The following is a 23,332-nucleotide window of genomic DNA, read 5'->3' as shown; positions in this document are numbered from 1 at the left end:
TTGCCGTTCAAGTAGCCGACGCCGTCACGGCTTGCGTGTCGGTCGCGCCGGCGAGCCGCGCGTCGTACAGGTCTGCGATCGATGCGCCCGCGCGATCCGCGATCGCGAAGCGATCGTCCGGATAGCGCAGCAGCATGTCGGCGTCGCCCGCCTGCGCGGCGCCGAACACGATGCGGCCGATGCGCCATGCGTGCGGCGGCTCGCCGTCGGCGGGCCACGCGCCGAGCAGCACGCGCAGCACGTTTTCCAGGTGATTGACCGGCAGCCACAGCTGCGGACACGGCACGCGCCCTGCATCACCCTGCACACCCTGTACACCCCACAGCGCGGCGGGGTCGGCGGCCTTCGCCTGCGCGATGCCGCCGCTCCATCGGGCCTCGGGCAACAGGTCGTCGCGCCAGCTCGCGCGTGCGGACCGCCGGGCCGGGCCGTCCTCCGTCTCGCGCGGCAGCGCGACGGTCGTGCCGCCGGGCGGATGACTGCGGTACACGAACGTCGCATCGAGCAGCACGCGGCCGGCAAGCGACGCGCAGCGCACCGTCACGTGCCAGCCGTCGGCCACCATGCGGCCGCTCACGTCGGTGTCGAGCGCGAGATCGCCGTGGCCGTCGAGCGCGTCGGCGAGCGCGTCGAGCGCGATCGTGATGTCGACGGCTTCCTGCAGGCAGGCCCGCTCGCCGCCGGGCGGCGCGACCCAGTCGGCCACGACGCGCGCGTGCTCGAGCAGCAGCGACGCCGGCACGGCCGCGCGACCGTCGACGCGGAAGGCATGCGTGTACGGTGCGCCGGCCGTGCGATAGCGCGTCGAGAAGCAAGCGAACGGCCGGAAGCGTCGCGGCGCGCCCGCGTGATGCCGGCGCGTCGCGAGTTCGCCGAGGTTCGGCAAGCCTTCCACCGCGTCGAACCCGCGCAGCTGGATCGGCGTCAGTGCGCGGCCGACCGCGCCCATGTACATCGGCTCGCCGCTGCCGGATGTCGCTGGATTCGCTGGATTCGCTGGATTCGCCGGGGCCGCGAGTTCCGCGAGCCAGTGGCGCACGCCTTCGTCGATTCGCATCGGCGTTACGTAGCGCCGCGTAACGGCGAGGTTCGTGATCATCCCGACACCGTCCCAGGTCGGCCACGCGATCGTCCTCACGACGCGCTCGCCGGCGTCGCGCCGCGCCCACCAGCCGAGCCGCGCCAGCGCCTCGTTCGCGGCCGCATAGTCGATCTCGCCTGTCATTCCGCCCCAGCGGCCGGTCAGCGAGCCGACGTTGACGAAACAGTCGACGCGCGGCCGGTTGCGCACCGCCGCGTAGAGATTGAGAAAGCCGAGCACCTTCACGCGCGCGGTGCCGATGAACTCGTCGGCGCTCTTGCGCGGCAAGCGCACCGGCTGATCGATGCCCGCGTTGTGGATCACGGCGCGCAGCCGGTCGCCGAATGCGTCGCACAGCGTGCGCACGGCATCCGCGTCGGTCACGTCGCATACGCGGTAGTGCACCGGCAGGCCGAGCGCGGCCACGGCGTCGAGCGACGCCTTCAGGTCGCGCCGGCGTTCGAGCTGCCGCAGCGCATCCCGGATCGCCTTCGGCGATCGCCCGGGCGTCGCCTGGCGCAGTTGCTCGAGCCCGTAGCGCTTGAAGCCCGCGTCGTCGAGCGCGAGCCACGGCTCGTCGCCGGCGGGCAACGCATCGCGCCCGGTGACGACCACCGTGCAGCGATGGCGTTTTGCCAGCGCGCACGCGGCCAGGAAACCGATGCCGCGCGCGCCGCCCGAGAACAGCACGACGTCGTCGGGCGCCCAGTCGGGCGCCGCGTCGGCCGGCAGATCGTCGCGGGTCGCGACGAGCGTATGGCGGCGTCCGCCGCGGTGGCCGACCTCGAAGCGTCCCCAGCGGTACAGTTCGCGCGCGACCAGCTGGTCGACGCGCCCCGTTTCGTCGGGCGCGATGTCGAGCACGCGCACGTTGCAGTTCGGCAGTTCCTGCGGCAGCGTCTTCGCGAGGCCGGCCCACAGTCCGCCGAGCGGCTGCACGAGCGGGCCGTCGCCATGCCCCATCAGGCCGTCCTGCCAGGTGAGCGCCAGATAGAACAGCCGCGACGTCGATTCTTCCTGCGACCAGTCGCCGTAGCACGCCTGCAGCAGTGCGACCGTGCGGCGCAGCGGCGCTTCCCATTGATCGCGCGCGTCGAGCGAGAACGGCGCTTCGACGCCGAGATCGACGACCCCGTCGAACGGCCCCGACTGCGCGACGAACGCGCTCGCGGCGGCCGCCGGATCGACGCCGTCGGCCGGCGCGAACACGCCCGGTTTCGCACAGGCGCGCGTGAGCGTCGCCACCACGCGCTCGACCGTGCGACCGCGGCCGTTGACGATCGCGATCCGCTTGCCGCTCAGCTCGGCCGCCGGCAGGTCGGGCAGCGGCTCGATCTCGACCGGCCGCCATGTGAAGCGGTGCGTCGGCGTGGCGTCGGTACGCTGAGGCGCGTCGTCCGCGATCGCGTCGCGTTGCAGAAAGGCCAGCACGTCCGGGGACAGCGTGGGGCCGGCGGAATGAACGGGCGTGGGTGATGCCGCGCTCGCCGGTTGCTCGGCACCGGGTGTCGGTGTCGGTGTCGGTGTCGGTGTCGGTGTCGGTGTCGGTGTCGGTGTCGGTGTCGGTGTCGGTGTCGGCGTTGGCGTCGGCGCTGGCGTTGGCGTTGACGCTGGCGTCGGTGTTGGCGTTGGCGACAGCGATGGCGATGGCGATGGCAACGGCAACGGCAACGACGTAGCCCCCAGCGCTTGCGTGCCCGTAAACGGACACACCGATGTCCTGACAGCCGGCGCGCTTGCATCCCCCCCGGCCTGCCCCGCGGACACCCGCTCGCGCAAGCGCGGCTTCGCGATCAACCGGATCCCGTCGCGCGGACGCAGCGAGATCGTCGCGCCGGTGTCGAGCGAATGACCGGGCACCGCGCTCAGGTCGACGTGCTGCGCCACCACCGCGATCAGCACGCGCATCTGCAGCAACGCGGTCTGATAGCCGATGCATTTGCGCATCCCGCCGCCGAACGGAAAGTACGCGTACTTGTGGCGCTCCGGCGCATGCGATCCGAAGTTCTCCGGATCGAACGCGTCGGGGTTCGCCCACAGCGCCGGATGACGATGCGTGACGTACGGCGACATGAACACCGACGAGCCGGCCGGCACGTGATAACCGCCGATCTCGTCGTCGTCGACCAGATCGCGCGTGAAGCCCCAGATCGGCGGGTACAGGCGCAGGATCTCGTCGACGGTCTGCGCGAGGTACGGCAGGCATTCGAGATCCGCCGCATCGGGCGCGCGGCCGCCGAGCACCGCATCGAGCTCCTCGCGCAAGCGGCGCAACACCTGCGGATGCTGCGCGAGCGCATAGAGCCCCCACGCCATCCCGCTGCCGGTGGTTTCGTGGCCGGCGAGAAACACCGTCATCACCTCGTCGTGCACCTCGCGCTCGGTCAGCGGCGCGCCTGTGTCCGGGTCGCGCGCGGCGAGCAGCAGCGAGATCACGTCGCTCGTGTCGGAGCGCCCCGCGCGATGCTCGGTGACGATCGCGTCCACGATCGTGTCGATCCCGCGGCGCGCGTGCGCGATCCGGCGATTGAACGGCGTCGGCATCCAGCGCGGCACGAAATCGTTCAGGTTGCCCTGCGGCATCATCGCCGCGATGCCGAAGCGCACGGCCGGCCCGACGTCGTCCGCATGCCGCGAGATGTCCGCGTTGAACAGCATCAGCCCGAGCATGCGCAGGCTCACGCGCATCATTTCCTCGACGGCGTCGAACGGCGCATGCGCCGGCCGCCTGAGCCACTCCTCGACGAGCGCGAGCGCCGCAGCGCCGACCGCGGCCGTGTGCGACTCGACCTGCTTGCGGTGAAACAGCGGCTGCACCACGCGGCGGTGACGCCGCCAGAACTCGCCGTCGGTCGTCAGCAGGCCGTCGCCGAAGAACATCTTGAAGTTGTCGTAGAAGCGGCCGCGCACGTAGTTGCGGTGGTTGTCCTGCAGCACGTGCTGCACGCCATCGGGATGCGCGAGCGCGTGCGTGAGGAACGGGCCGAGACGGTTGCGCGCGATGTCGCCGTACTGCTGCTGCAGCTTCAGCAGCATCGTGACGGGATTGCGCTTGTACGCCGCGAGGTTGCCCATCACGACGCTGCCGCGCGGGCCGGGCGCGAGTCGCTTCATGCTCATGCGGACACCTGTTCGGAAGGCGCGCGCCCGGCCAGTTGCGCGTCGATCTCGCCGCGCGCGGCGAACGCGCCGGTCACGCGATGCACGTAGCCGATCACGATGCCCGTCACGTCGCGCATCTGCATCAGGATCCTGCCGTCCGGGCGCACCGCGACGAACCGGTTGCCGCTGCTCGCCGGCCCTTCCAGCGCGAACGCGCGCGGGCTCACGCGCAGCGCGATCGACGTGTGGCGGCTCGCCAGCTCGCAGTCGTTGCCGGCTTCGTAGATATCGATGCGGCCGATCGACATCGGCGCCGCGAGCGGAATGTAGTCGCCGGCGACGTGATCGAGCGCGGCCACGCGCGCGAGCCCGTCGAGCAGGATGCTCGGCACCACGAAGCGCGAGAACACCGGGTCGCCGTCCGGCACGTTCAGCCGGAAGCGCGCCTGCTTGCCCGCGTCGCTCATGCCGGTGTCGGTCGTCGACACGAACATGCCGGTCAGCCGCACCGGCGCCGCATCGAAGTGATACGGATCGGCGACGGGCGTGAACTTCGCCATTGCCGGTTCGTGCCACACCGGCGCCGGCGCGTAGGTGTCGGCCAGGCGCACGGTGATCTCGAAGTGCGGCTTGTCGCGCACGAGCACCTGGCCGCCCGGCGCCAGCACGTCGCCGGAAATCCGCACGCGCACGTGCACCGCGTCGCCGTCGCGCGACGCGATCCGCGCGTGGATGCGCTTCACGCTCGGCCGCTTCGCGTCGTACACACGCAGGAAGTGCAGGAATGCCGCGTCCGCGAAGCCGACGACCTTGAGCCCCGGCACGAGCCGCAGCGCGGCCTCGGCGGCCACTTCGGGCACGAAGGTTCCCGGCAGCGTCGGAAAGCCGTTGACGACGTGATGCTGCAGGTACGCGTCGCGCTCGAGGTCGAACACGCGCTCGAACGTCACGCTGTCGTCGGTCCGCGCGCGTTCCGCGCCGAGATAGAAATCGGGATCGCGCGACGCGGCGACGGCGGCCGGCGCGCCTTCGTCGAGGTCGAAGTAACCGGGCAGGTGCGTTTCGATCGCGCGTCGCTCGGCGTCGCCGAGATGCACGGACATCGCCGCGCGCTCGCCGAGCCCGAGTTCGCGCATGAAGTGATGCTGCCCCTCCGCGGTGCGCATGCTCGTGAACAGCCCGCTCTTCTCGAGAAACGCGCGCGTGACCGGGTTCGCGCCGAGCCCGACCGAGCGCCACAGCGTCCAGCCGATCGTGAATTCGTCGTGACCGAGCACCGCGCGGTGATACGACGCCTGCGTGTTCAGGAAGTCGTTGCCCGACGCGTAGTCGGTTTCGCCCGCCTGCCCGGTCAGCCCGATGAACGAGCCGAAGTTGCACCACAGGCGCGGCTGCCGCGCGCCGAACGCGCGGCGCAGGTTCCAGTAGCCGCGTACCTTGATGTCGCGCACCGCGACGAAATCGTCCAGCGACTTCACCCGCACCGAGGCCGAACGGTTCAGTCCGGCCGCGTTGACCAGCAGGTCAACGCGCGGCTCGCGCGCGAGAATCGTGTCGATGGCCGCCTTCACGCTGTCGGGGTCGAGCACGTCGGCGCGCAAGTAGGTCACGCGGTGCGCGCCGCAGAATGCGCGCATCGCCTCGATGTTCATGCAGGCCGTGCGCGCGTCGGCACGCCGCTCGAAGGCGCGGATGATCTCGGGCAACGACCGTTGCGGATGCAGCGCCTTCTGCTGGCGGATGTAGTCCGGACGGCTCTTCGTGAACGTTTCGTCATCCATAGCGAGCAGTTCCGCGTCGATCGCGTCCAGCGCGCTGCTGCCGATCAGGTACAGCGTCGGGCGCACCTGCGCGGCGAGCGTCTTCATCAGCTCGCCGGTGATCCCGCGCGCACCGCCGACTGCGACCACGACCGAATCCTGGCCGAGCGACAGCCGCTCGTCCGCGCGCAGTTCGCCCGGGTCCGCGATCACGCGCGGCGTGCGGCGCCGTCCGGCGCCCAGCGCGACGACCGGCAGCCAGTGGCGGGCGCCGCTTTCCCGCTCCGCGTCGCGCATCGCGTCCGGCAGCGCGCGCGTATCGGTCAGCACGGCAACCGGGCGCGCTTCCGGCATCTCGATCGCCAGCGCCTTCACGAGGCCCGTGAACAGGCCGGCATCCGGATGCGGCACGTCGCCCGCGAGCGCGTCGAGCAGCAATACGATCAAGCTGCCGTCACGCTCGAGTGCCGCATGGCAGCGCTTGATCGCGAGGAACGCCAGGTCGTGCAGCGCGAGCCGCGCGGACGCAGCCGGCGCTGCTGCGCCCGGTGCGAGCGTGCCGGCGTCGAGCGACGTGAGCACGCGCACGTGGCCGATGTCGTCGGGCAGGAAATCGAGCGCCGCCGCGTCGATCCGCTCGATCCAGTGCCAGCCCGGCCTGTGCGTGGCGAACGGCCGCGTCGACAGCACCACGCAGCCGGGGCCCGCGTCGGCGTGTGCGGCCTGTGCGGCCAGCGCGTCCGGCATGTCGGTCACGATCACACAGCGCGGCGCGATGAACGGCGTCGACCGGCCCGCGGGCCGCCACGGCGCGTCGCGCCATTCGATCCGGTAACGCGCGACGCCGAGCGGCTCGCCGTCGGCCGCGACGCCGGTCCGGCGCAGCGGGCCGGGTATCAGGGTGCCGGGTTCAACGGGTGCGGTCGCCGCGGTTGTCGATGCGGCCGGTTGCGCGGTCGCGGCGGCCGGCGCCGTCGCATGGGCGGGCGGCACACGCAGCGCGTCGCGATGCGGCTCGTGCGGCGTGGTCCCGTGCGGGCCGGCCGGCTCACATGCAACGTGCAGCGCGTAGCGCGCGCGGTCGCCGCGGCCGTCGCGCGTGAGCGTCGTGCCGGCATCGCGCGCGACGATTGCGCGCAGCACGTCGATCGCCGAGTCGGCCCCCGCATACGTGACCGCGCGGCCCGTCGCATCGCACGGCGCAGCCGGTTCGACAGCAGCCCTCGCGTCGCCGCCGCCCACTACCGCGAGCACCGGCAGCCCTTCGGCCTGCGCACGCCGCACCGTCGTGACGGCGAACAGCACGATGCCCTCCGCGAGCGGCAGCCCGAACGCGGGCCGCACCTCTTCCGCCGAGTTGCCGTTGATGCCGCCGACGATCGCCATGTCGAGTTCGCCGCTGCACAGGAAACGCTCGGCCGCCTCGAATGCCGCGAGCGTCGACGCGTGGCCCGCATCGACCGTCATGTTCATTCCGTGCAGGTCGTGATAGTTCGCGACGCGCGCCGGGATCACGTTCGGCATCATTCCGGGAAACGAATTCTCGGTCGTCGGCGCGACGAGTTGCTTCGTCGCCTCGCGCAAGCCGGCCAGCACGCGTTCGGTCGCCGCGCGTTCGTCCGGCCGCGTCGCGTCGAGCACCGCGGCCGCGATGTCGTCGAGATAGCAGCGGCTCGCGTAGAGCGCCGCATTGCGCGTGGGCCCCATGTGCCCCATCACGAGTCCGATCGTGTCCGCATGCGCGTGCCAGAACGTGCCGAGGCGTTCGCGCAGGTCGTGCGCGGCGTCGAGCGCCATCAGCTGGCAGCGATCGAGCGCGCGCAGCACCGCCGGCGGCATCTTCACGCGCGCGAAGCTCGGCAGCGGGTAGCCGGTTCCGAAGCTCGCGTCGGGCGCACGGCCTTCGCCTCGCAGCCACGCGGCGACCTGGGCGTCGCCGTCGAGGCCCGGAAACTTCGCGGACCAGCCGACGATCGCGAGCGGTTCGCGCTCGAACCGTCCGCTCGCCTCGCCGGCAGGCAGATCCGCGCGGTATTCCGACACGATCAGGTGACCGTTCGTACCGCCGAAGCCGAACCCGGACACCGCCGCGACGCGTGCCGATTCACGCCGGACCGGCCACGATACCGGCGCCACCGGAATCCGCAGGTTCGTGCCGGCGATGTCGAACTCAGGCGGCGGCTCGCTGAAGCGGTGCTGCGGCGGGATCACCTGATGCCGCAACCCGAGCAGCACCTGGATCACCGACACGACGCCGGCCGCCCACCCCGTATGCCCGACCAGCGACTTGTTCGACGTCACCTGCACCGGACGGTCGCGCCGGATCGCGTCGCGCAGGCTCTGGAATTCCGCGAGATCGCCGGCCGGCGTGCCCGTTGCATGCGCAACGACCCAGTCGACGTCGGCCGGCACCGTCGCGGTGCGCGCATACGCGCGGTCGATCGCGATGCGCTGGCCGGCCGAATTCGGCGCGTAGATCGCCTTGCCCTTGCCGTCGGACGACGAGCCGAACGACTTCAGCACGCCGAGGATGCGGTCTCCGTCCGCGCGCGCCCGCGCGACGCGCTTCAGGATCACGACGCCCGCGCCGTCCGCGAACAGCACGCCGTCGCAGTCGCGATCGAGCGGCCGCACCTCGCCGCTGCGCGATAGCCCGTGCAGCTTCGAGAACAGGACCGAGCCGCGCGGCGCGAGCGCGAATGCGCCGCCGCACGCAACCACGTCCTGCTTGCCGAGCAGCAGCGCCTTGATCCCGAGATCGATCGAATACAGCGACGACGAACACGCGGTGTCGACCATCATGCATTGCGCGTCGTCCGGCAGCACGCCCTGCATCGCGTTCAGGCCGACCCGGTGCGGGAAGAACGACGCGAGATCGCCGGCGCCGCGCGCATAACGCGCGCTCAGCACCGCATCGATCGCGGCCACGCGCCGCTCGCGCTCGGCCGCGTCCACGCCTGCCTCGATCAGCACCGCGTTCAGGCGTTCGCGCGCGGCGGCCAGCACCATCCCCTCCTCGAGATGCTGGCTGCCGTCCGCCGTGTAGCCGACGAGGAACGCCACGCGGTCGGCGTCACGCAGCGTCACGCCGTCGAGCGACTGGCACAGTGCGTGACGCAGCCACAGCGTCGTCAGCTCGTGCGGCGCGGTACCCGCGTCGAGTTCGGCGCGCACCGTCGGGCACGGCTCGAACTGCTCGATGAAGACCGAGCGCGACTGATAGCTCTTGTCCTCGGCCGACGTGTCGGGCGAATAGAACGAGCGGTAATCCCAGCGATCCGGCGGCACGTTGCCGAACAGTTCGGGGCCGTCGAGCAGCGCGCGCCAGAACGCGTCCGGATCGCTCGCGCCAGGCAACGCGAGACCCATGCCGACCACGGCGATGTCGTCGCTGTCCGGCGCGTCGTCCGGTGGCGCGGCGGGACCATCGGCCCGCTGCGCGTTCACGGAGACGGGCGGCGCCGCGGCCGGCGCCGCCTCGCCCGCGCCCTCGGCACGCGCCGCGCCCGCCCATTCCGCGCGCGGCGACAACCCTTCGCTGCACAGCGACAGCCCGCCGTCCGCGACGACCACCTGCCCCGTGATCCAGCGCGCCGCATCCGACGCGAGAAACACGACGAGATCGGCGAGGTCCTCCGCGCGTGCGAGCCGCTTCAGCGGCGTCGCCGCGATGCTCGAGCGCTTCGTGTTCTCCGGGTCCGGAAACTGCGCGGCGACGTCGCCGTCGATCAGCGTCGACGACGCGCCGTTCACGCGAATGTCGCGGCCCGCGTACTCGACCGCGAGATAACGCGTCAGCGATTCGAGCGCCGCCTTCGCGGTGCCGACGACCAGGTAGTTCGCCGGCACGAGCGTCGCGCCCACCGACGACACGTTGACGATCGCGCCGCCGCCCGAGCGCGCCATCAGCGCCGCGGCACGGCGCGCGCACCAGAACGCGCCCTTCAGGTTGGTGTCGAGCGCGCGATCGAAATGCTCGGCGCCGATCTCGTCGACGCCGAGCAGCGCACCGGACGCCGCATTGTTGACGAGCACGTCGAGCCGGCCGTAGCGCCGTTCGATCTCGTCGAACATCCGGTCGACCTGCGCCTGCTGCGCGACCGACGCACGGATCACGTCGACCGTCGCGCCGAGCGCGCGCAGTTCGTCGGCCGTCTGCTTCGACGCGTCGAGCGAGTGGAAGAAATTCAGGATCACGTGCGCGCCCTGCTCGGCGAAACGCCTGCAGATCGCCTTGCCCACGTTTTTCGCACCGCCCGTCACGAGAACGAGCTTGCCGCGCATGCTGGTATTCGACATGGATCGCCTGCCTATCGAGAACTTGTCATTACGGGCAGGGCCCCCCTGCCGACCAACGTTTCAGCCCACGGCCGTCAGGCGGCCGCCTTCCCCTGGTTCTCGTAGACGAAATCGACGATCTGCCCCATCGCCTTGAAATCGCCGCTGCGGAAATTGGCCGGCAGCGGCGGCAGCGCGTAGCGCGCGGTGATGCGCTGGATGATCTCGGTCTGCTTGACCGAATCGATGCCGAGTTCGGCTTCGAGCTCGATCGTTTCGGAGAACACCTCGGCCGGATACTCCATCGCTTGCGCGTAGATATCGACGAGCTCCGTGAACAGCCGCTCGCGCGGCACGTGGGCGGGCTTCGCCGCGGCGAGCGGTTCGTGCGGCGCCGACGGCGCCGGCACCGCCGTCAGGGTCGGCGCGGCCACGGCCACCGCCGACAGGCGCGGCGCGGAAGCGCCGAGCGGCTCGGCCTGCGGTGCCAATGCGGCGAGCGTCGGTGCCGCGACCGGCGCGGCGCCGGCCGGCGCCGTGCTCGCCGCATCGAACGCGTGACGCAGCTCGCCCTTGAGCCAGTCGACGATGTGCGGTCCGCGCGCATGCCAGAACGCGTCGAACCCGGAGCCGGCGTTGCCGATGCGAATATCGTCCTTCATGATGCTGTCCTCCTGGAAATAACGGGTGATGGTCGTGACGACGCTCGATTCCTCGGTCGCGTTCGACGGGCCGCCGAACGTCCTGACCGTGCCGGGCCCCGCGATGCGCACGACGATGCGCGCCAACGCGTTGAGCGCGCCGCATTCGACGTAGCGCCCGATGCCGTCCGCGCACGCCGCGCGAATCGCATCGGCGAACCGCACCGGCAGCACGAAATGCGACGCGAGCCGCGCGCCCGGATCGTCGGCGCCGCTGTAGCGGCGGCCGAGGATCGGCGAATACACCGGAATCGCGAGCGGGCCGTGCCGATACGCAGCGAGCCGCGCGGCGAACTGTTCGCGCGCGCCGGCCAGATCGGGGTGATGAAATCCATACGGAGACCTGAGCGTCTGTGCTGTCACGCCGCGTGCCGCGCATGCCGCGACGAAGCGCTCCAGCGCGTCGCGCGGGCCGGACACGACGGTCTGCGACGGATGGTTCTCGACCGCGATGCACACGTTGCGCACCGCGTGCGTGACGACGCTCGCGTCGATCAGCTCGCGCGTCGCGTCGGCACCCGTCGAGATCGCGGCCATCATCCCGTCGGCCGGCGCCGCCGCCTGCAACGACGCTATCCGGTCGCAGACGATCCGCGCGCCCTGCTCGATCGAATACATGCCACCGCACACCAGCGCCGCGATCTCGCCGAAGCTGTGTCCGATCAGCACGTCGGGCGTCACGCCGCGCTCGCGCAGCACGCCGAACATCCCGACCGACGCGCCGTAAATCCCGAGCTGCAGCAGATCGGGCGCTTCGTGCAGCCAGACGTCGAGCCCGGCATCGTCACGCCACAGCGCGCCCGTCAGCGGGCGGCCGAGGCGCTCGCTCGCGACCGCGTCGAGCAGGTCGAGCGTCAGCCGCACGCTCGAGTGTTCGCGGCCCAGCTGCCGCAGCGCGCCCGCATAGAACGCGCCCTGTCCCGGGAACAGGAACGCGCAGCCGCGCGCTTGCGCGCCGCTCGCGTCCGGCCCGGCGCCGTTCAGCCCGCGTCGTTCCATAATCCCAACCTCCCGAGGCTCTCGGCCAGTTTCAGTCTCGCGATCCGCCACTTCGACACCGCGAGCACACGCTGCCGGCGCGCATCCGCGAGCGCCGACTGCGCGTTCAGCAATTCCGTGAACGTGCCGACGCCGGCCTTGTAGCGGCCACGTGCGATGTCGAGCGAATGCAGCGCGGTATCGAGCAGATGCCGCGAGTTGTCCAGGTTCGTCGTATCGGTCTGCAGGCTCTGGTAGCTCTTCCACACGTCGAGCGACACCTTCAGTTCGGTATTGCGCACGTCGGCTTCCTGTGCGTCCGCCTGCGCCTTCGCTTGCGCGACCCGGTAGCCCGACGCGAACCCTTCGAACAGCGGAATCGAGACCTAGATGCCGATCGAGTTGCTGTGACTGCTCCGCAACTGGAGAAACGACGCCTGCTGCTGGTAGGACGGGTTGTTGCGCGCAACGCTGCCCGTCAGCGAAATCGTCGGCAACGACTGCGCGCGCACCGCACGCACCTCGTCGCGCGCCGCTTCGAGCTTTTCGCGCGCGGCGATCAGCTTCGGGTGATGGCGCTTCGCTTCGGCGATCAGGTCGGCGACACCGCGCGTGAAGTCGTCGCGATCGGGCGACGGTTCCGCGTCGGCGATGCGCAGCGGCGTATCGGCGTCGGCGCCCAGCGTCGTCGCGAGCGTGCCGATCGCGCTCTGCAGGTCGCCCTCCGCGCTCACGCGATCGAGCAGCGCCTTGCGGTAGGTGGTCTGCGCCTGCAATGCGTCGCCGAGCGTGCCCGCGCCGCCGTCGTGCCGCGCGCTCGCCTCGGCGAGGCTCTCCTGCGCCGCGTGCTCGACCGCCTGCGCGGCGGCGAGTGCCGCCTGCGCGTCGCGCAGCGCATAGAACGCCTGCGCCGCGTCGTAGAAGACACTCTGCAGCGCATCGTCGTGCGCCGCGTTGGCCGCGCGCAGCAGCGCGCGCGCACGGTCAAGCGTCGCGCCGCGCTTGCCGAAATCGAACAGCACCCAGCTCAGGTTGAGCATGCCGTAGCGGCTGGTGCTGCTCTGGTCCTGCGAATAGCCGCCGCTGTAGTTCGTCGTCAGGTTGTCGCGCTCGACACCCGCCGTCGCATTGAGCGTCGGCCAGTACGCGGCCTTCGACACGCCGACCTCGGCCGCCGCCGCGCGCGCATCCGACCATGTCCGGCTCAGTTGCGGATGCGAGCAGATCGCCAGCAGGATCGCGTCCTCGAGCGCGAGCGGCCGCGCGTCGACAGGCTGTGCGCCGCACGCGGTGGCCGACGCCATCGACCCGGCCGGCGTGGCCGCGACGTCATTGCGCGTGCCGTACACGTCGAGCAGCTGCGCGCGTGTCGGCGGCGCGGACACCGCGAGCGCGACGACAGCCAGCACGGTAGCGAGGGGACGCTTCATCGCTCAGCGCCCCGCGACCGGTTCCGCCGCGCCGGCGTCATGCGTCGCCGGCTGCGGCGCGGCGGGTGCAGCGGCGGACGTCCTTGCCGCCATCGCCGCGCGCATCGCGGCGGTCGACTGGTCGAGCACGACCTTGCCGCCCTGCAGCATGATGACGCGCTGCGCGGACGCGATCGTCTCCGGCCGGTGCGCGACGATCAGCCGCGTCATCGCGAGCTGCGTGACGGCCGCGTTGACCTGCATCTCGCGCTGGATGTCGAGATGGCTCGTGGCTTCGTCGAGCACCAGAATGCCCGGCCGCTTGTACAGCGCCCGCGCGAGCAGCACGCGCTGCTTCTGCCCGCCGGACAGCACCGTGCCCATGTCGCCGACCAGCGTGTTGTAGCCCATCGGCATCGCGGCGATGTCGTCGTGCACGGCCGCGACGCGCGCGCATTCGGCGACCCAGCGCGGGTCCGCGTCCGGATCGAAGAAACTGATGTTGTCCGCGATCGAGCCCGCGAACAACACGTCGTCCTGTAGCACCGTGCCGACCAGCGCGCGCAGCCGCTCGATGCCGAGCCGGCCGACGTCGAGCCCGCCGATCCGCACCGTGCCGCCCGTCGGTTCGTGGATGCCGAGCAGCACGCCGATCAGCGTCGTCTTGCCGCAACCCGACGGCCCGACGATCGCGACCGACTCGCCCGCCGCGATCGTCGCGCTCACGCCGTCCAGCACGAGCGGCTCGCCGTCCGCGTAGCGAAACGACAGCGCGTCGATCTCGATGCTCGCGTCGAGCGCGTCGGCCTCGCCCGGCACGTTGCGCAGGCTCGCGTCCGGCTCGCTTGCCGCGAACACGATGTCGGCCAGCCGTTCGCCCTGGAGCTGCAGCATCCTGACTTCGAAGTACTTGTCGATCAGGCTGCCGACCCGGCTGTCGAACTGGTTCTTGTACGCGTTGAACGCCATCAGCACGCCGACCGTGAACTGGCCGTCCATCACCATGCGCGCGCCGAGCCAGATGATCAGCACGTTCTCGATGCCGAACAGCAGGCCGTTGAGCTGCTGGTAGAAGATCTGCAGCTTCTGCACGTGCAGGCTCGCATTGACCTGCTCGACCAGCAGCGTGATCCAGCTCGCGCGGCGCTCCGTCTGGCGGTTGAACAGCTTGATCGTCTTCACGCCGCGCACCGTTTCGAGGAAATGGCTCTGCTGCTTGGCCGCGTGCACGATCTGGTCCTCGGTCGCACTCCGCAGCGGGCCGTACCACAGCCACCGGACGAGCGCGTACAGCGCCATCGTCGCCAGCGCGACCAGGCCGAGCACGCGGCTGTACACGAACATCATCGCGAGCGTCACGATCGTCATCAGCCCGTCGATCACCGCGCCGAGAAACGACGTGGTCAGCGTCTGCTGGATCGTGTCGATCGAACCGAAGCGTGACACGACGTCGCCGAGATGGCGCCGCTCGTAGTAGCGCACCGGCAGGCTCAGCAGGTGCGTGAACACGTTCGCGCGCCACTGGATGTTCAGCGTGACGCCGACGTACATCAGCGCCCACGCGCGAATCGTGCCGGTCGCCTGCTGCATCAGCAGCAACAGGCCGAAACCGAGTGCCAGCACCGTCAGCAGGTCGCGATCGGCGCTGACGATCACCTCGTCGATCACCCACTGCAGGAAGAACGGCTGCACCAGCATGAAGACTTCGAGCGCGATCGCGAGCGCGAGGATCTGCGCGAGCGAGCGCGACAGCCCCGACACCGGGCCGAGCAGCTCGCGCAGCTTCACCGCCGGCCGCGCCGCGCGCGGCGCGAACCCGGCAGCCGGCCACAGTTCGAGCGCAACGCCGGTGAACGCACGCGACACTTCGGCGAGCGGCACCTTGCGGATGCCGTGCGACGGGTCATGAATCGTCGCGGTCTTGCCGCTCACTTCCTTCAGCACCACGAAGTGGTTGAAATTCCAGTGCAGCAGGCACGGCAGGCGAAGCTGGCCGAGCTGCGCCAGGTCGAGCTTCACCGCGCGCGTGCCGAGCGCGAGGCGCTGCGCGACCTCGATCACGCGCCCGAGCCCCGCGCCCTTCAGCGAAACGGGGAACTTCCCGCGCAGCGTCGCGAGATCCACGTGATGGCCGTGATAGCCGGCCACCATCGCGAGACACGCGAGCCCGCATTCCGCGGCCTCCGTCTGCAGGATCATCGGCAGCTGGCGGCCGAGGCCGAACGAGAGTCGATCGAGTAGTGCCATGCGCGACCTCGTCAGAGTTTGCCGGTCAGGCTGTAAAGCGGCTCCAGCACCCATTCGTACAGGCGCCTGCGCTCCTGCAGGATGTCTGCCTGCAGCGTCATGCCCGCCTGCAACGGTTGCTGCGCGCCATACGCGGTGACGTGCTGCGCATCGAGCGCGACGATCACGCGATAGAAGGTCGCGTCGCGCCCCTCGCCCGGCGTCGCCGCCGGGCCGCCGTCGTTCGCGAGTTCGGCCGCCGACAGCGCCGTGCGCGCGATCGACACGACCTCGGCGCGATACTGGCCGAATTTCTGGTACGGAAATGCCTGGTAGCGGACCAGCACCGGCTCGCCGACCCGCACGAAACCGATCGCCGTGCTCGGCACGAACAGGTGCGCCTGCCAGCGCGCGCCGCCGGGCACCACGCTCGCGAGCGGCCTAGACGTATCGACCGACTGGCCGACGTCGGCGATCGCCGCCGTCACGACGCCCGCTTCCGGCGCGGCGACGACGATCCGGCGCTTCGCCTCGCTTTCGATCAGGTTCTGGTCGACGTCGATCACGTTGCGGTCGATCTGAGCGAGCTGGTTCTGCTGCTTGAGGTCGAGGCCGGCCAACTGGTTGTTCGCTTCCGTCAGCGACTGCGCCGTCGACGCACGCTCGCGCAGCAGCCCGTTCAGCTTCGACTGCTGGTCGAGCAGGTCGGCTTCGCGCTGCTGCGCCTGATCCTTCGAGATGTAGTCCTGGGCCAGCAGGCCGCGATAGCGTTTCGCGCCGTCGGCCGCGATCGACGTGCGCAACCGCTGCGCCGCGAGCTGATCGTCGATCTGCGCAAGCTCGCCGCCCAGGCTCGCGATCTTCGCGCGCACCGTTGCGCGTTCGTCCTGCTGCAGGTTGCGTGTCTTGTCCATTTCCGTGAGCAGCGACGCCTTGCGTTGCCGCGCCTGCGCGATCAGCGCGGCTTGCGTCGCGCCTTGCGCCGCGCTCTGCAGGTCGGTGGACACCGTATAGAGCGTCTGCCCGCGTGCGACGTGCTGCCCTTCCTTCACGTCGCGCTCGACGACGATCCCCGGCTGCAGCGCGTAGACCTTCACCAGCCCCGCATCCGGCATCACGACGCCGCTGACCGTCGTGCGACGCGTGTAGGTGCCGAACGTGAAGAACAGCAGCACGCATGCGGCCATCGCGACAGCGGCGGCCGCCAGCAGCGTCAGCGACACGGGGCGCACCAGCACGATCTCGCCCAGCGCGCCGGCGCGCTGCGCCTGTTGTGCTTCGTGCCGGAAGAGAGAAGTCGGGTTCGTCAAGATACGGGATGACTGACTGTCAATTGGGTTCGACGGGATGCGTTCCGGTTGCCCGGGAAGATCGCCGCGGCACCCCGCTCCGGTGCCGCGGCGGCCCCGCGATTCACGCGATGGCGGCGCAACGCGCGCCATCGCACGGAAATCGCGTTCGGCTTACGCGTGCTGACCACCCAGCAGGCCGAGCAGTGCGTTGCCCGTGCCCACGACAGCCGTCGTCAGCGCTTCGCCGACGTTGTAGAGCGTCTGGCCGTACAGCTCGACCACGTTGCCCAGCGTGTCGAAAATCGAGCCGCCGCCGTAGTAGCCGCCGGAAACTTGTGCGATTTCCTGCTGATTCAGTTCTTGCATTGCGTTTCTCCAGATTGAGAATGCTAGATAACCCATCTAGCGGGGCATCGAACCACGCCGCGAATCGCGACGCAGATCAATACGTTAAATATGTTAAATTTATGAACGAAACGACTCCATCGCCCGTTTATTTTTCACCGATCATTCCAGCCAGATGGCGTGCGACGTCCCATCGGATCGAATATCGCGATGAATTCTTTCGCAACGCCCTCACGTTCGATCAGCATTCGACAAACCGGCTGTTTGTCGATATGCAATTAATCCTCGCGCCGCCCGGCATCCGGTTCGACGACTTCAATCTGCAGACGAGCAGACACCCCATGCGTGGACCTCACGGCACCATGCACGTCGCGGAACAAAAGAATGAAAACGCGAATGAATACTTGCCCGATAATCAGCAAAAAATCAGATACGCACCGATTACCAGCCGCCCAATCAACCTTCAAGAAATGATTGAGCCGCGCCAGGTTTTTCTCAATGAATTTCTTACAAAAAATGAATTCACGGGCCAATGATCCGACACTTTCCGGCCCCTCTTTGTACGATACCGCACCATCGGGCAAACCCGATATCAGAGGGCTATTGATTCTATTTTCAGATGGAATTCTGGGTGCAAATATGGAGATTGAATTCCCGCAGTTGATGCCGGAAAGCGATTGTCGTGGCGGCCGATCGGCCCGATGGAATCCGTCGAATTGATATGCAAACAGAGTGCATGAACGGGCCGCACGCAACGGCGGGCGCACGGGCGGATATACGCACCGGGCCTTGCGGACGGCCCGGCGCGCAGCACGGCATCACGCCGCTTTCGGCTTCGCGAGCTGGTCCGCGACGGGCAGGCTGCGGATGCGCGTGCCCGTCGCCGCGAAGATCGCGTTGGTCAGCGCCGGTGCGACCGGCGGCAGCCCCGGCTCGCCCACGCCGCCGAGCGGCGTCGCATAGTCGTCCGGTGTCCGCGGCATCGATCATGCAGGGATCGGTGTGGCGTCCTCGGACGCGGAACGTGTATGGCTATCAGTATCCGTGGCCGACGCTGTGCCGCGGAAGGGCTATTCCGCGAAAACACTTTGGCATCCGGGGGACATTCGCATTTTCTGCAGAATGTGCAACGCACCGGGAGCGCACGTGTATCCCGTGACGCGACAGGAGAAACGGCAGATCTTCGCGAACGCCGTGCTCGCGGTCTGCTTCAGCAGGTACTTACGCTGCGACGACAGCGGCGTCTCGCCGAACCAGCACGGGGCCGCCGATTCGATCCTGCCGATGTAGCCGCGAAAGTCGTCGTCCGAGCAGCCATCCTGGCGTGCGGCCCACGGCGCCAGGAAGCGCAGCGCATCATGCGCGTCGCGCCGGTCCCGTCATCACTGCTCGACATGCATTGCAACGTTCGACGGTCTCGACAGGACGATACCGTGTGCCGTCAGTTCGAGGATGCGCGCGCGGGTCGCGGCGACCAGTTCCGCGTCGTGGGTCGACATCAGCACGACCGACGTCGGCGCCGCGGCCGCAATCATCCGGCACAGCTGCGCATGTGCGGCGGCATCGAGTGCATTGCTCGGTTCGTCGAGCAGTATCAAGGCCGGAGGGCCCATGAACGCACCGACCAGAAATACCTTGCGGCGCGTTCCCTGCGACAGCGCGCCAAGCGGTTCGTCGGCGTATCGCGTCAACCCAAGGCGGTCGGCCGTCACCAGACCCTGCTCGAGATTCGTCCCCCGCGCATCGGCAATCAGCCGCCATACCGACGATGGTGTCACGAAATCGTAGAACTCCTCACTGTCCGGCATGTAGCCAGTACAGGCCTTGGCCTTGTCCGCTGCACGGTCGATCGCGTGACCGCCCACTTCGACGACGCCCTCGTCGGGCCGGACCACGCCTGCCAGCAATTTCAGCAACGTCGATTTGCCGCTGCCGTTCTTGCCCCTCAGTGCATAGACGCCTGCCTGCAGTTCCAATTGGACGTCGCTGAAGATCGTCCGTCCGGCGTATCGCTTGCCCAGCCCCGCTACTCTCAGGATGCTCATGTCGTTTTCCATCTATTTCAACATGCCGTAGCAAGCGATCGCACAGCCCGCCGTCAGAAACGTGTCGACGATGCGAGACGCCCGCGCGCCCCACCAGCGACACGCCGCCAATGCAACGGCGAGGCCGGCGTAGCATGCAAAGACGATGGCGTAGCGACGGCCTTCGTCGGTTGCAATTGCGAACGGAACGCAAATCGCCAGCACATAGGCACTCGACAGCCCCACGATGCTCATCGCCGCCGCCCGATTGAAGCGGGCAATCGCGCGTGGCAAGCTGCCCAGCCAACTGGTCAGCCGGCCTGATTCGTCGCGCATCCACCCATGCAGGATCGCGATCTGGTACAGCGCGAACGGCAGCACCACGTTCACGATGCCCCAATGTCGCGACAGATAGTCGGGCATCGAGACGATCCATCCGCAGATCATCGCCAGCACGGCCAGCATCAAGCCGCCCAGCCGCAGTGAATGACCATAGACGTTCACCATCACCGCACGAACGAGTTCGAACGGATTCCCACCGCGGAGCAACGTCGCTCCGTGCTGTTCGCGCTCGACGAACGCGTCAAGCCGCGCGCGCCACAGTGCGACAACGCCGCACGCCAGGGCAAGTGCCGCGCAGGCGGTCCCTGCGACGCCGAAGCGAAGGACGATCCATAACAATGCGTTGGCCGCGAACACCGCCGTCAGCGCCGCGCGCGAACGCGCAAGCAGCGCGAGCGGCGCGCCCGTCCAGGCGAGCGCAAGCGTCGCGACGACCAGCGCAAAGGTTGCGCCGGTCACCGTGTCGCGCGCGCCCAGCACGTGTCGCGCAATCGCGGCAGCGAGCATGATCCAGAACGGCCACAGAGCAGCGCCCGTCACGATGAGATCGGCCGCACGATGCGCGCGGATCCCGCCTGGCAAACTCGCGCTCCAGCGGCGCGCGGCGCCACCGAACACCGTATCGCCCTGCACGGCCACAGACGCGGCAGCCAGCATCGACAAGGTCGCCAGCACCGATGCCACGCCGAGTCCGGTTGCGTGTTCGGCCAGCAACACTTTCATCGGCATGCCGAGCAGGTCGAGTTGCGCATTCAACGGTAGCCCGAACACGAAGATGCCGACGATGATCGCCAGCGTCTTCGCATGACGCGCGACAGCCTGTGCGACCACACGCGAATAGGCCTTCATGCGCCAACCTATCAGCGTCCTCGATGCCCGTTTGTTCGCGGCCTGCAGGCCGGCCTTCCCCGCAGCGTTCACGCGCCTCCCTCGCTTGCCATCGCTTGGCGCACGATCAGCGGACGCATGTCGGTCCAGGCGCTTCGAATGTGGTCGAGACATGGTTCCCGGGTGCCGCCGAATTCGGACTTTTTCCAGCCGGACGGAATCTCCCTGGAAGTCGGCCAGATCGAATACTGCCCCTCGTGATTCGTCACGGCCTCGTGGCGCGGGCTTTCGATTTCGTTCATGCTGCGTTTCTCATTTTTTTTCTCTCGGAAAACCGTTCTCGTTTTTGAACAAAGATTATTTCACGCCTGAATGGCAACTGTACGGTAAGTTCGATTGCTTCATCGATATCCATTCCGTCCTTCTGGAACAGCGCGACTGCATCCTCGAAGCGCTTGGCTTGCAGTGTCTTGGACAGCAGAAACGCAAGTTGCGCACCGCTGGCGACGCCATTCTTAAAACGCCCGTTGGTGAAGTGCTTCCAAACCAGTTCGCAAGTCCACCTCCACTGGTCTATGGACGAATATGCGTCGACTAAAGCCGCGGCAAACGCCGCCAAACTACGTCGGCCCATCGTATATCGATGGACAAAGTCAGCACTATCGGCGGCCTCGCGCCAGCGCCCAGTGTCCGCAGTGGGAACCCGCATTCCGGTCTGCTGCACTCTGGCTCCCGTTCATGCACTGCTAGAATCGCGTTTGCTCAGCCTCCGCGCCCCGAACGCCATGGACTACCGCGTCAGCTACGAACACAGTCTGAAGAACGATCCGGACGAATACATCGTTCATGTCCCATCGCAGCTCGTTGAGGAAGTACCAGCCAATGTACCCCGGGCCCTCTTGCCGGAGTACATCACCGAACTAATCCTGAAGCGCTCTCCCCAGATGGGGAAGATTCGTCATCTTCGAATTCTCTGACGAAGGGGCCGTCAGAGCTCCTGGTCGGCTCGAAACAAAGACGAGCTCGGACGCCGCAAGATCGAAACTCGGGATCTCACTACCTTCGCGAGGCGTCGCACTCCGTCTTCGCATACATCGCCCATCGGAAAAATGACTGATACCGACCTACTCGAACTTCAAAAGCAACTCGGCCATCTCAATCTGCTCGTCGCAAAAGCCAAGCAGCGCGAAAAGCAAGCCATACTTGCCGAGATCAGCGAACACGTGAAAGAGTATGGCATCACCGAGATCGAGCTACTGCGCGCTGCGGGTTTCCTCAAAGCCAAGCGACAAAAGGCGCCGGCAAAGTACTACGATCCGAATTCAGGAGAGTCATGGACCGGGAAAGGTCCTCGGCCGAAATGGCTAGAGGACAAGAACCTCGACGACTATCTCATCCGTGAGGCCCCGCAGCCGTGGTGGCCGGAACGCCCCTAACCGCTCATCCGATCTTGACGATCGACATGTAGCCCTGCGATGCGAGCGGCGTCTGATTCTGCGAACCCAGCACTTTCGCGAAGCCCATCCAAAGCGGGCTGCTGCTGCCCCAACTCTGCACCCCGCTCATGTGTAACGAACCGAGTACGCCGGAAATCGATGCGCCGCCTAACCAACGATCCAGAGCGCGTTGTGCTTTCCGGCACGCTGGAACTGACGCGTGACAAGGCGGGACTCGCCGCCGCGCTTGCTTTACAGAGCGCCATCGCCAGCGTCGTTGATGTACTTCAGCATGATCCGGCACTCCCCGAACGTGTCTGCGAGGAGCCTCCTGCACCGACCGGCAAGATCAAGAATCCCTTCACCGGCTAATCGACTCCGGCTCAGCTGATTCGTCTTCGCCCCACCGCCAATTATCGAGAGATGACCGCGTTCAACCTTTCAGACTATCTCGCTTCGGCAGCACTCGTAGCATCAGCGATAAGCGCGCTTTACGCAAAAAGGCAGAGTGAATGGGCGAAGATTTCTTCGACCAATGATTACCGCACTCAGCTCTCTGAGCAACACGCGCGCTATCGACTCGTACTAGCCGAGGTCCGGAGACGGCATAAGCCAGACCTATCGCAGCTAAGCGAGTCCGCAGCCAGTGCTTTGACGAAAATCATTAATCGCGCAGACGATCTCGATAATCGAATAGAGGGTTCGTGTGCCCATTTACGTCACGTCCTTCACGAATGCTCTGAAATGGCATTCTACGCATTCAGGGGACAACTTGCTTGGCAAACTGGACTTAACATTACGTGGCGTATTTCCCACCTAACCTCGGTCGAAGACAACCTTGAACCGGATACCGACTACTTTTCGAAAGGTGACGCTCAAGCATCATTCAGACGTCGCTACTGGGAAGATCCCAATGCGATGCTCGAGATAGATCTAAAACATGATAGACGCTTCTGCAACCTTGTGTCGCAGTTAAAGTCCCGCATTAATCCAGAATCGCGGATAGATTTTCTCGTGGGAATTCAGGAAGACCTCGCCGCATTTAGAGCAACACACGAGACAAGTCGAACCGGGTTTTGCCAAAGTGTTGAGCAACTCGATGAGATGCTTGAGGAAGGAAAAATTGAACACTTCCGTCTCGAAGAATCGCCCCAGCTCTATAACGCGATACAACGCCAGAAGACAGTGCTCGATACATTGAGCAACCTCAGCATTCCTCTGATTGAGCTGGAGGACGCCGTCCATTACCGCAACTACGTTTCGATAGCCGTACATGCCTGCACGGTGCTACATGCAATCTCACGCGTCCATTCGTGGGGCTGGGACCGCACATAACCGCAATGAACTCGAGCAACGGCTCTGGAACAATTGATTTTGGTACCGTATAACTTAAACGCACGCTGGCGGTTGCCCCCTCCAGAGAGGCCAAATCAGATTGGCAGAGCCATCAGACGACTTAGGTCAAGCACGGGCTCCTTAATGGATGGTCTGACCTGCACCGGTACCGAGTCGTCCATTGCAACATCATTT

17 protein-coding genes and 2 pseudogenes are annotated in these 23,332 nt (G+C 67.5%); 5 read left to right on the top strand and 14 right to left on the bottom strand.

Annotated features, from left to right (window positions below; translation table 11 throughout):
- Window positions 1–7 precede the first annotated feature (7 nt).
- From DIE16_RS13620 to DIE16_RS13590, 7 genes and pseudogenes are all read right to left on the bottom strand, one after another.
- Window positions 8–4,201, bottom strand: coding sequence for a cytochrome P450 (locus DIE16_RS13620; protein ID WP_124892447.1), 4,194 nt, complete (start codon window positions 4,199–4,201; stop codon window positions 8–10).
- On the bottom strand, window positions 4,198–10,242 hold the full coding sequence (locus tag DIE16_RS13615; RefSeq protein WP_124892446.1) for an SDR family oxidoreductase: 6,045 nt from the start codon (window positions 10,240–10,242) through the stop codon (window positions 4,198–4,200). The genes DIE16_RS13620 and DIE16_RS13615 overlap by 4 nt, the downstream gene beginning before the upstream one ends.
- A 74-nt stretch (window positions 10,243–10,316) precedes the next feature.
- Window positions 10,317–11,921 (bottom strand): acyltransferase domain-containing protein, encoded by a 1,605-nt coding sequence (locus DIE16_RS13610; RefSeq protein WP_124892445.1) that lies wholly within the window; start codon window positions 11,919–11,921, stop codon window positions 10,317–10,319.
- Window positions 11,903–13,330, bottom strand: a pseudogene (locus tag DIE16_RS13605) (TolC family protein). The gene DIE16_RS13610 and the pseudogene DIE16_RS13605 overlap by 19 nt, the downstream one beginning before the upstream one ends.
- 3 nt (window positions 13,331–13,333) lie before the next feature.
- The gene (locus DIE16_RS13600; RefSeq protein ID WP_124892444.1) at window positions 13,334–15,556 is read right to left on the bottom strand and encodes a peptidase domain-containing ABC transporter; all 2,223 of its coding nucleotides are present in this window, start codon (window positions 15,554–15,556) and stop codon (window positions 13,334–13,336) included.
- An 11-nt stretch (window positions 15,557–15,567) separates the two neighbouring features.
- Complete coding sequence (locus DIE16_RS13595; RefSeq protein ID WP_185735463.1) at window positions 15,568–16,845, bottom strand: HlyD family secretion protein; 1,278 nt, start codon at window positions 16,843–16,845, stop codon at window positions 15,568–15,570.
- 153 nt (window positions 16,846–16,998) lie between these two features.
- The gene (locus tag DIE16_RS13590; RefSeq protein WP_044844870.1) at window positions 16,999–17,193 is read right to left on the bottom strand and encodes a hypothetical protein; all 195 of its coding nucleotides are present in this window, start codon (window positions 17,191–17,193) and stop codon (window positions 16,999–17,001) included.
- Between the two features lie 101 nt (window positions 17,194–17,294).
- Between DIE16_RS13590 and DIE16_RS13585 the strand changes: the two genes are divergently transcribed.
- The gene (locus DIE16_RS13585) at window positions 17,295–17,708 is read left to right on the top strand and encodes a hypothetical protein (protein ID WP_124892442.1); all 414 of its coding nucleotides are present in this window, start codon (window positions 17,295–17,297) and stop codon (window positions 17,706–17,708) included.
- 282 nt (window positions 17,709–17,990) lie between these two features.
- Here the strand turns inward: DIE16_RS13585 and DIE16_RS36590 are convergent, their stop codons facing one another.
- The 6 genes and pseudogenes from DIE16_RS36590 to DIE16_RS13555 form a co-directional block, all read right to left on the bottom strand.
- On the bottom strand, window positions 17,991–18,155 hold the full coding sequence (locus tag DIE16_RS36590; RefSeq protein WP_185500370.1) for a hypothetical protein: 165 nt from the start codon (window positions 18,153–18,155) through the stop codon (window positions 17,991–17,993).
- Window positions 18,156–18,350: 195 nt separating this feature from the next.
- Window positions 18,351–18,536: pseudogene (locus DIE16_RS13575) on the bottom strand (hypothetical protein); the annotation flags it as partial.
- 18 nt (window positions 18,537–18,554) lie between these two features.
- Window positions 18,555–19,217: an ABC transporter ATP-binding protein gene (locus tag DIE16_RS13570; RefSeq protein WP_185735462.1), complete on the bottom strand. Its 663-nt coding sequence runs from the start codon at window positions 19,215–19,217 to the stop codon at window positions 18,555–18,557.
- Between the two features lie 12 nt (window positions 19,218–19,229).
- The gene (locus DIE16_RS13565) at window positions 19,230–20,387 is read right to left on the bottom strand and encodes a hypothetical protein (protein ID WP_044844872.1); all 1,158 of its coding nucleotides are present in this window, start codon (window positions 20,385–20,387) and stop codon (window positions 19,230–19,232) included.
- 68 nt (window positions 20,388–20,455) lie between these two features.
- Window positions 20,456–20,668 carry an MbtH family NRPS accessory protein gene (locus DIE16_RS13560; RefSeq protein ID WP_124892439.1) on the bottom strand — a complete coding sequence of 71 codons (213 nt, stop codon included), beginning with the start codon at window positions 20,666–20,668 and terminating at the stop codon, window positions 20,456–20,458.
- On the bottom strand, window positions 20,665–21,075 hold the full coding sequence (locus tag DIE16_RS13555; protein ID WP_124892438.1) for a hypothetical protein: 411 nt from the start codon (window positions 21,073–21,075) through the stop codon (window positions 20,665–20,667). Before DIE16_RS13555 ends, DIE16_RS13560 begins: the two co-directional genes overlap by 4 nt.
- A 76-nt stretch (window positions 21,076–21,151) precedes the next feature.
- Here DIE16_RS13555 and DIE16_RS13550 point away from each other — a divergent pair, with 76 nt between their 5' ends.
- Complete coding sequence (locus DIE16_RS13550) at window positions 21,152–21,343, top strand: hypothetical protein (RefSeq protein ID WP_124892437.1); 192 nt, start codon at window positions 21,152–21,154, stop codon at window positions 21,341–21,343.
- A gap of 132 nt (window positions 21,344–21,475) precedes the next feature.
- The gene (locus DIE16_RS13545) at window positions 21,476–21,802 is read left to right on the top strand and encodes an H-NS family nucleoid-associated regulatory protein (RefSeq protein ID WP_124892436.1); all 327 of its coding nucleotides are present in this window, start codon (window positions 21,476–21,478) and stop codon (window positions 21,800–21,802) included.
- Between the two features lie 4 nt (window positions 21,803–21,806).
- On the opposite strand, the gene DIE16_RS37080 is transcribed toward DIE16_RS13545, so the two are convergent.
- Window positions 21,807–21,932: a hypothetical protein gene (locus DIE16_RS37080; protein ID WP_260434378.1), complete on the bottom strand. Its 126-nt coding sequence runs from the start codon at window positions 21,930–21,932 to the stop codon at window positions 21,807–21,809.
- Window positions 21,933–21,961: 29 nt separating this feature from the next.
- Here DIE16_RS37080 and DIE16_RS13540 point away from each other — a divergent pair, with 29 nt between their 5' ends.
- Both DIE16_RS13540 and DIE16_RS13535 read left to right on the top strand, forming a co-directional pair.
- Window positions 21,962–22,174, top strand: coding sequence for a hypothetical protein (locus tag DIE16_RS13540; protein ID WP_124892435.1), 213 nt, complete (start codon window positions 21,962–21,964; stop codon window positions 22,172–22,174).
- Window positions 22,175–22,546: 372 nt separating this feature from the next.
- The gene (locus DIE16_RS13535; RefSeq protein ID WP_124892434.1) at window positions 22,547–23,137 is read left to right on the top strand and encodes a hypothetical protein; all 591 of its coding nucleotides are present in this window, start codon (window positions 22,547–22,549) and stop codon (window positions 23,135–23,137) included.
- Window positions 23,138–23,332: the final 195 nt, after the last annotated feature.

Origin of the sequence: Burkholderia sp. Bp9090, from assembly GCF_003857985.1 — a bacterium.
GTDB lineage: Bacteria > Pseudomonadota > Gammaproteobacteria > Burkholderiales > Burkholderiaceae > Burkholderia.
The sequence above is the reverse complement of the archived record's forward strand: the minus strand, read 5'-3'. Positions and strand labels throughout refer to the sequence as shown.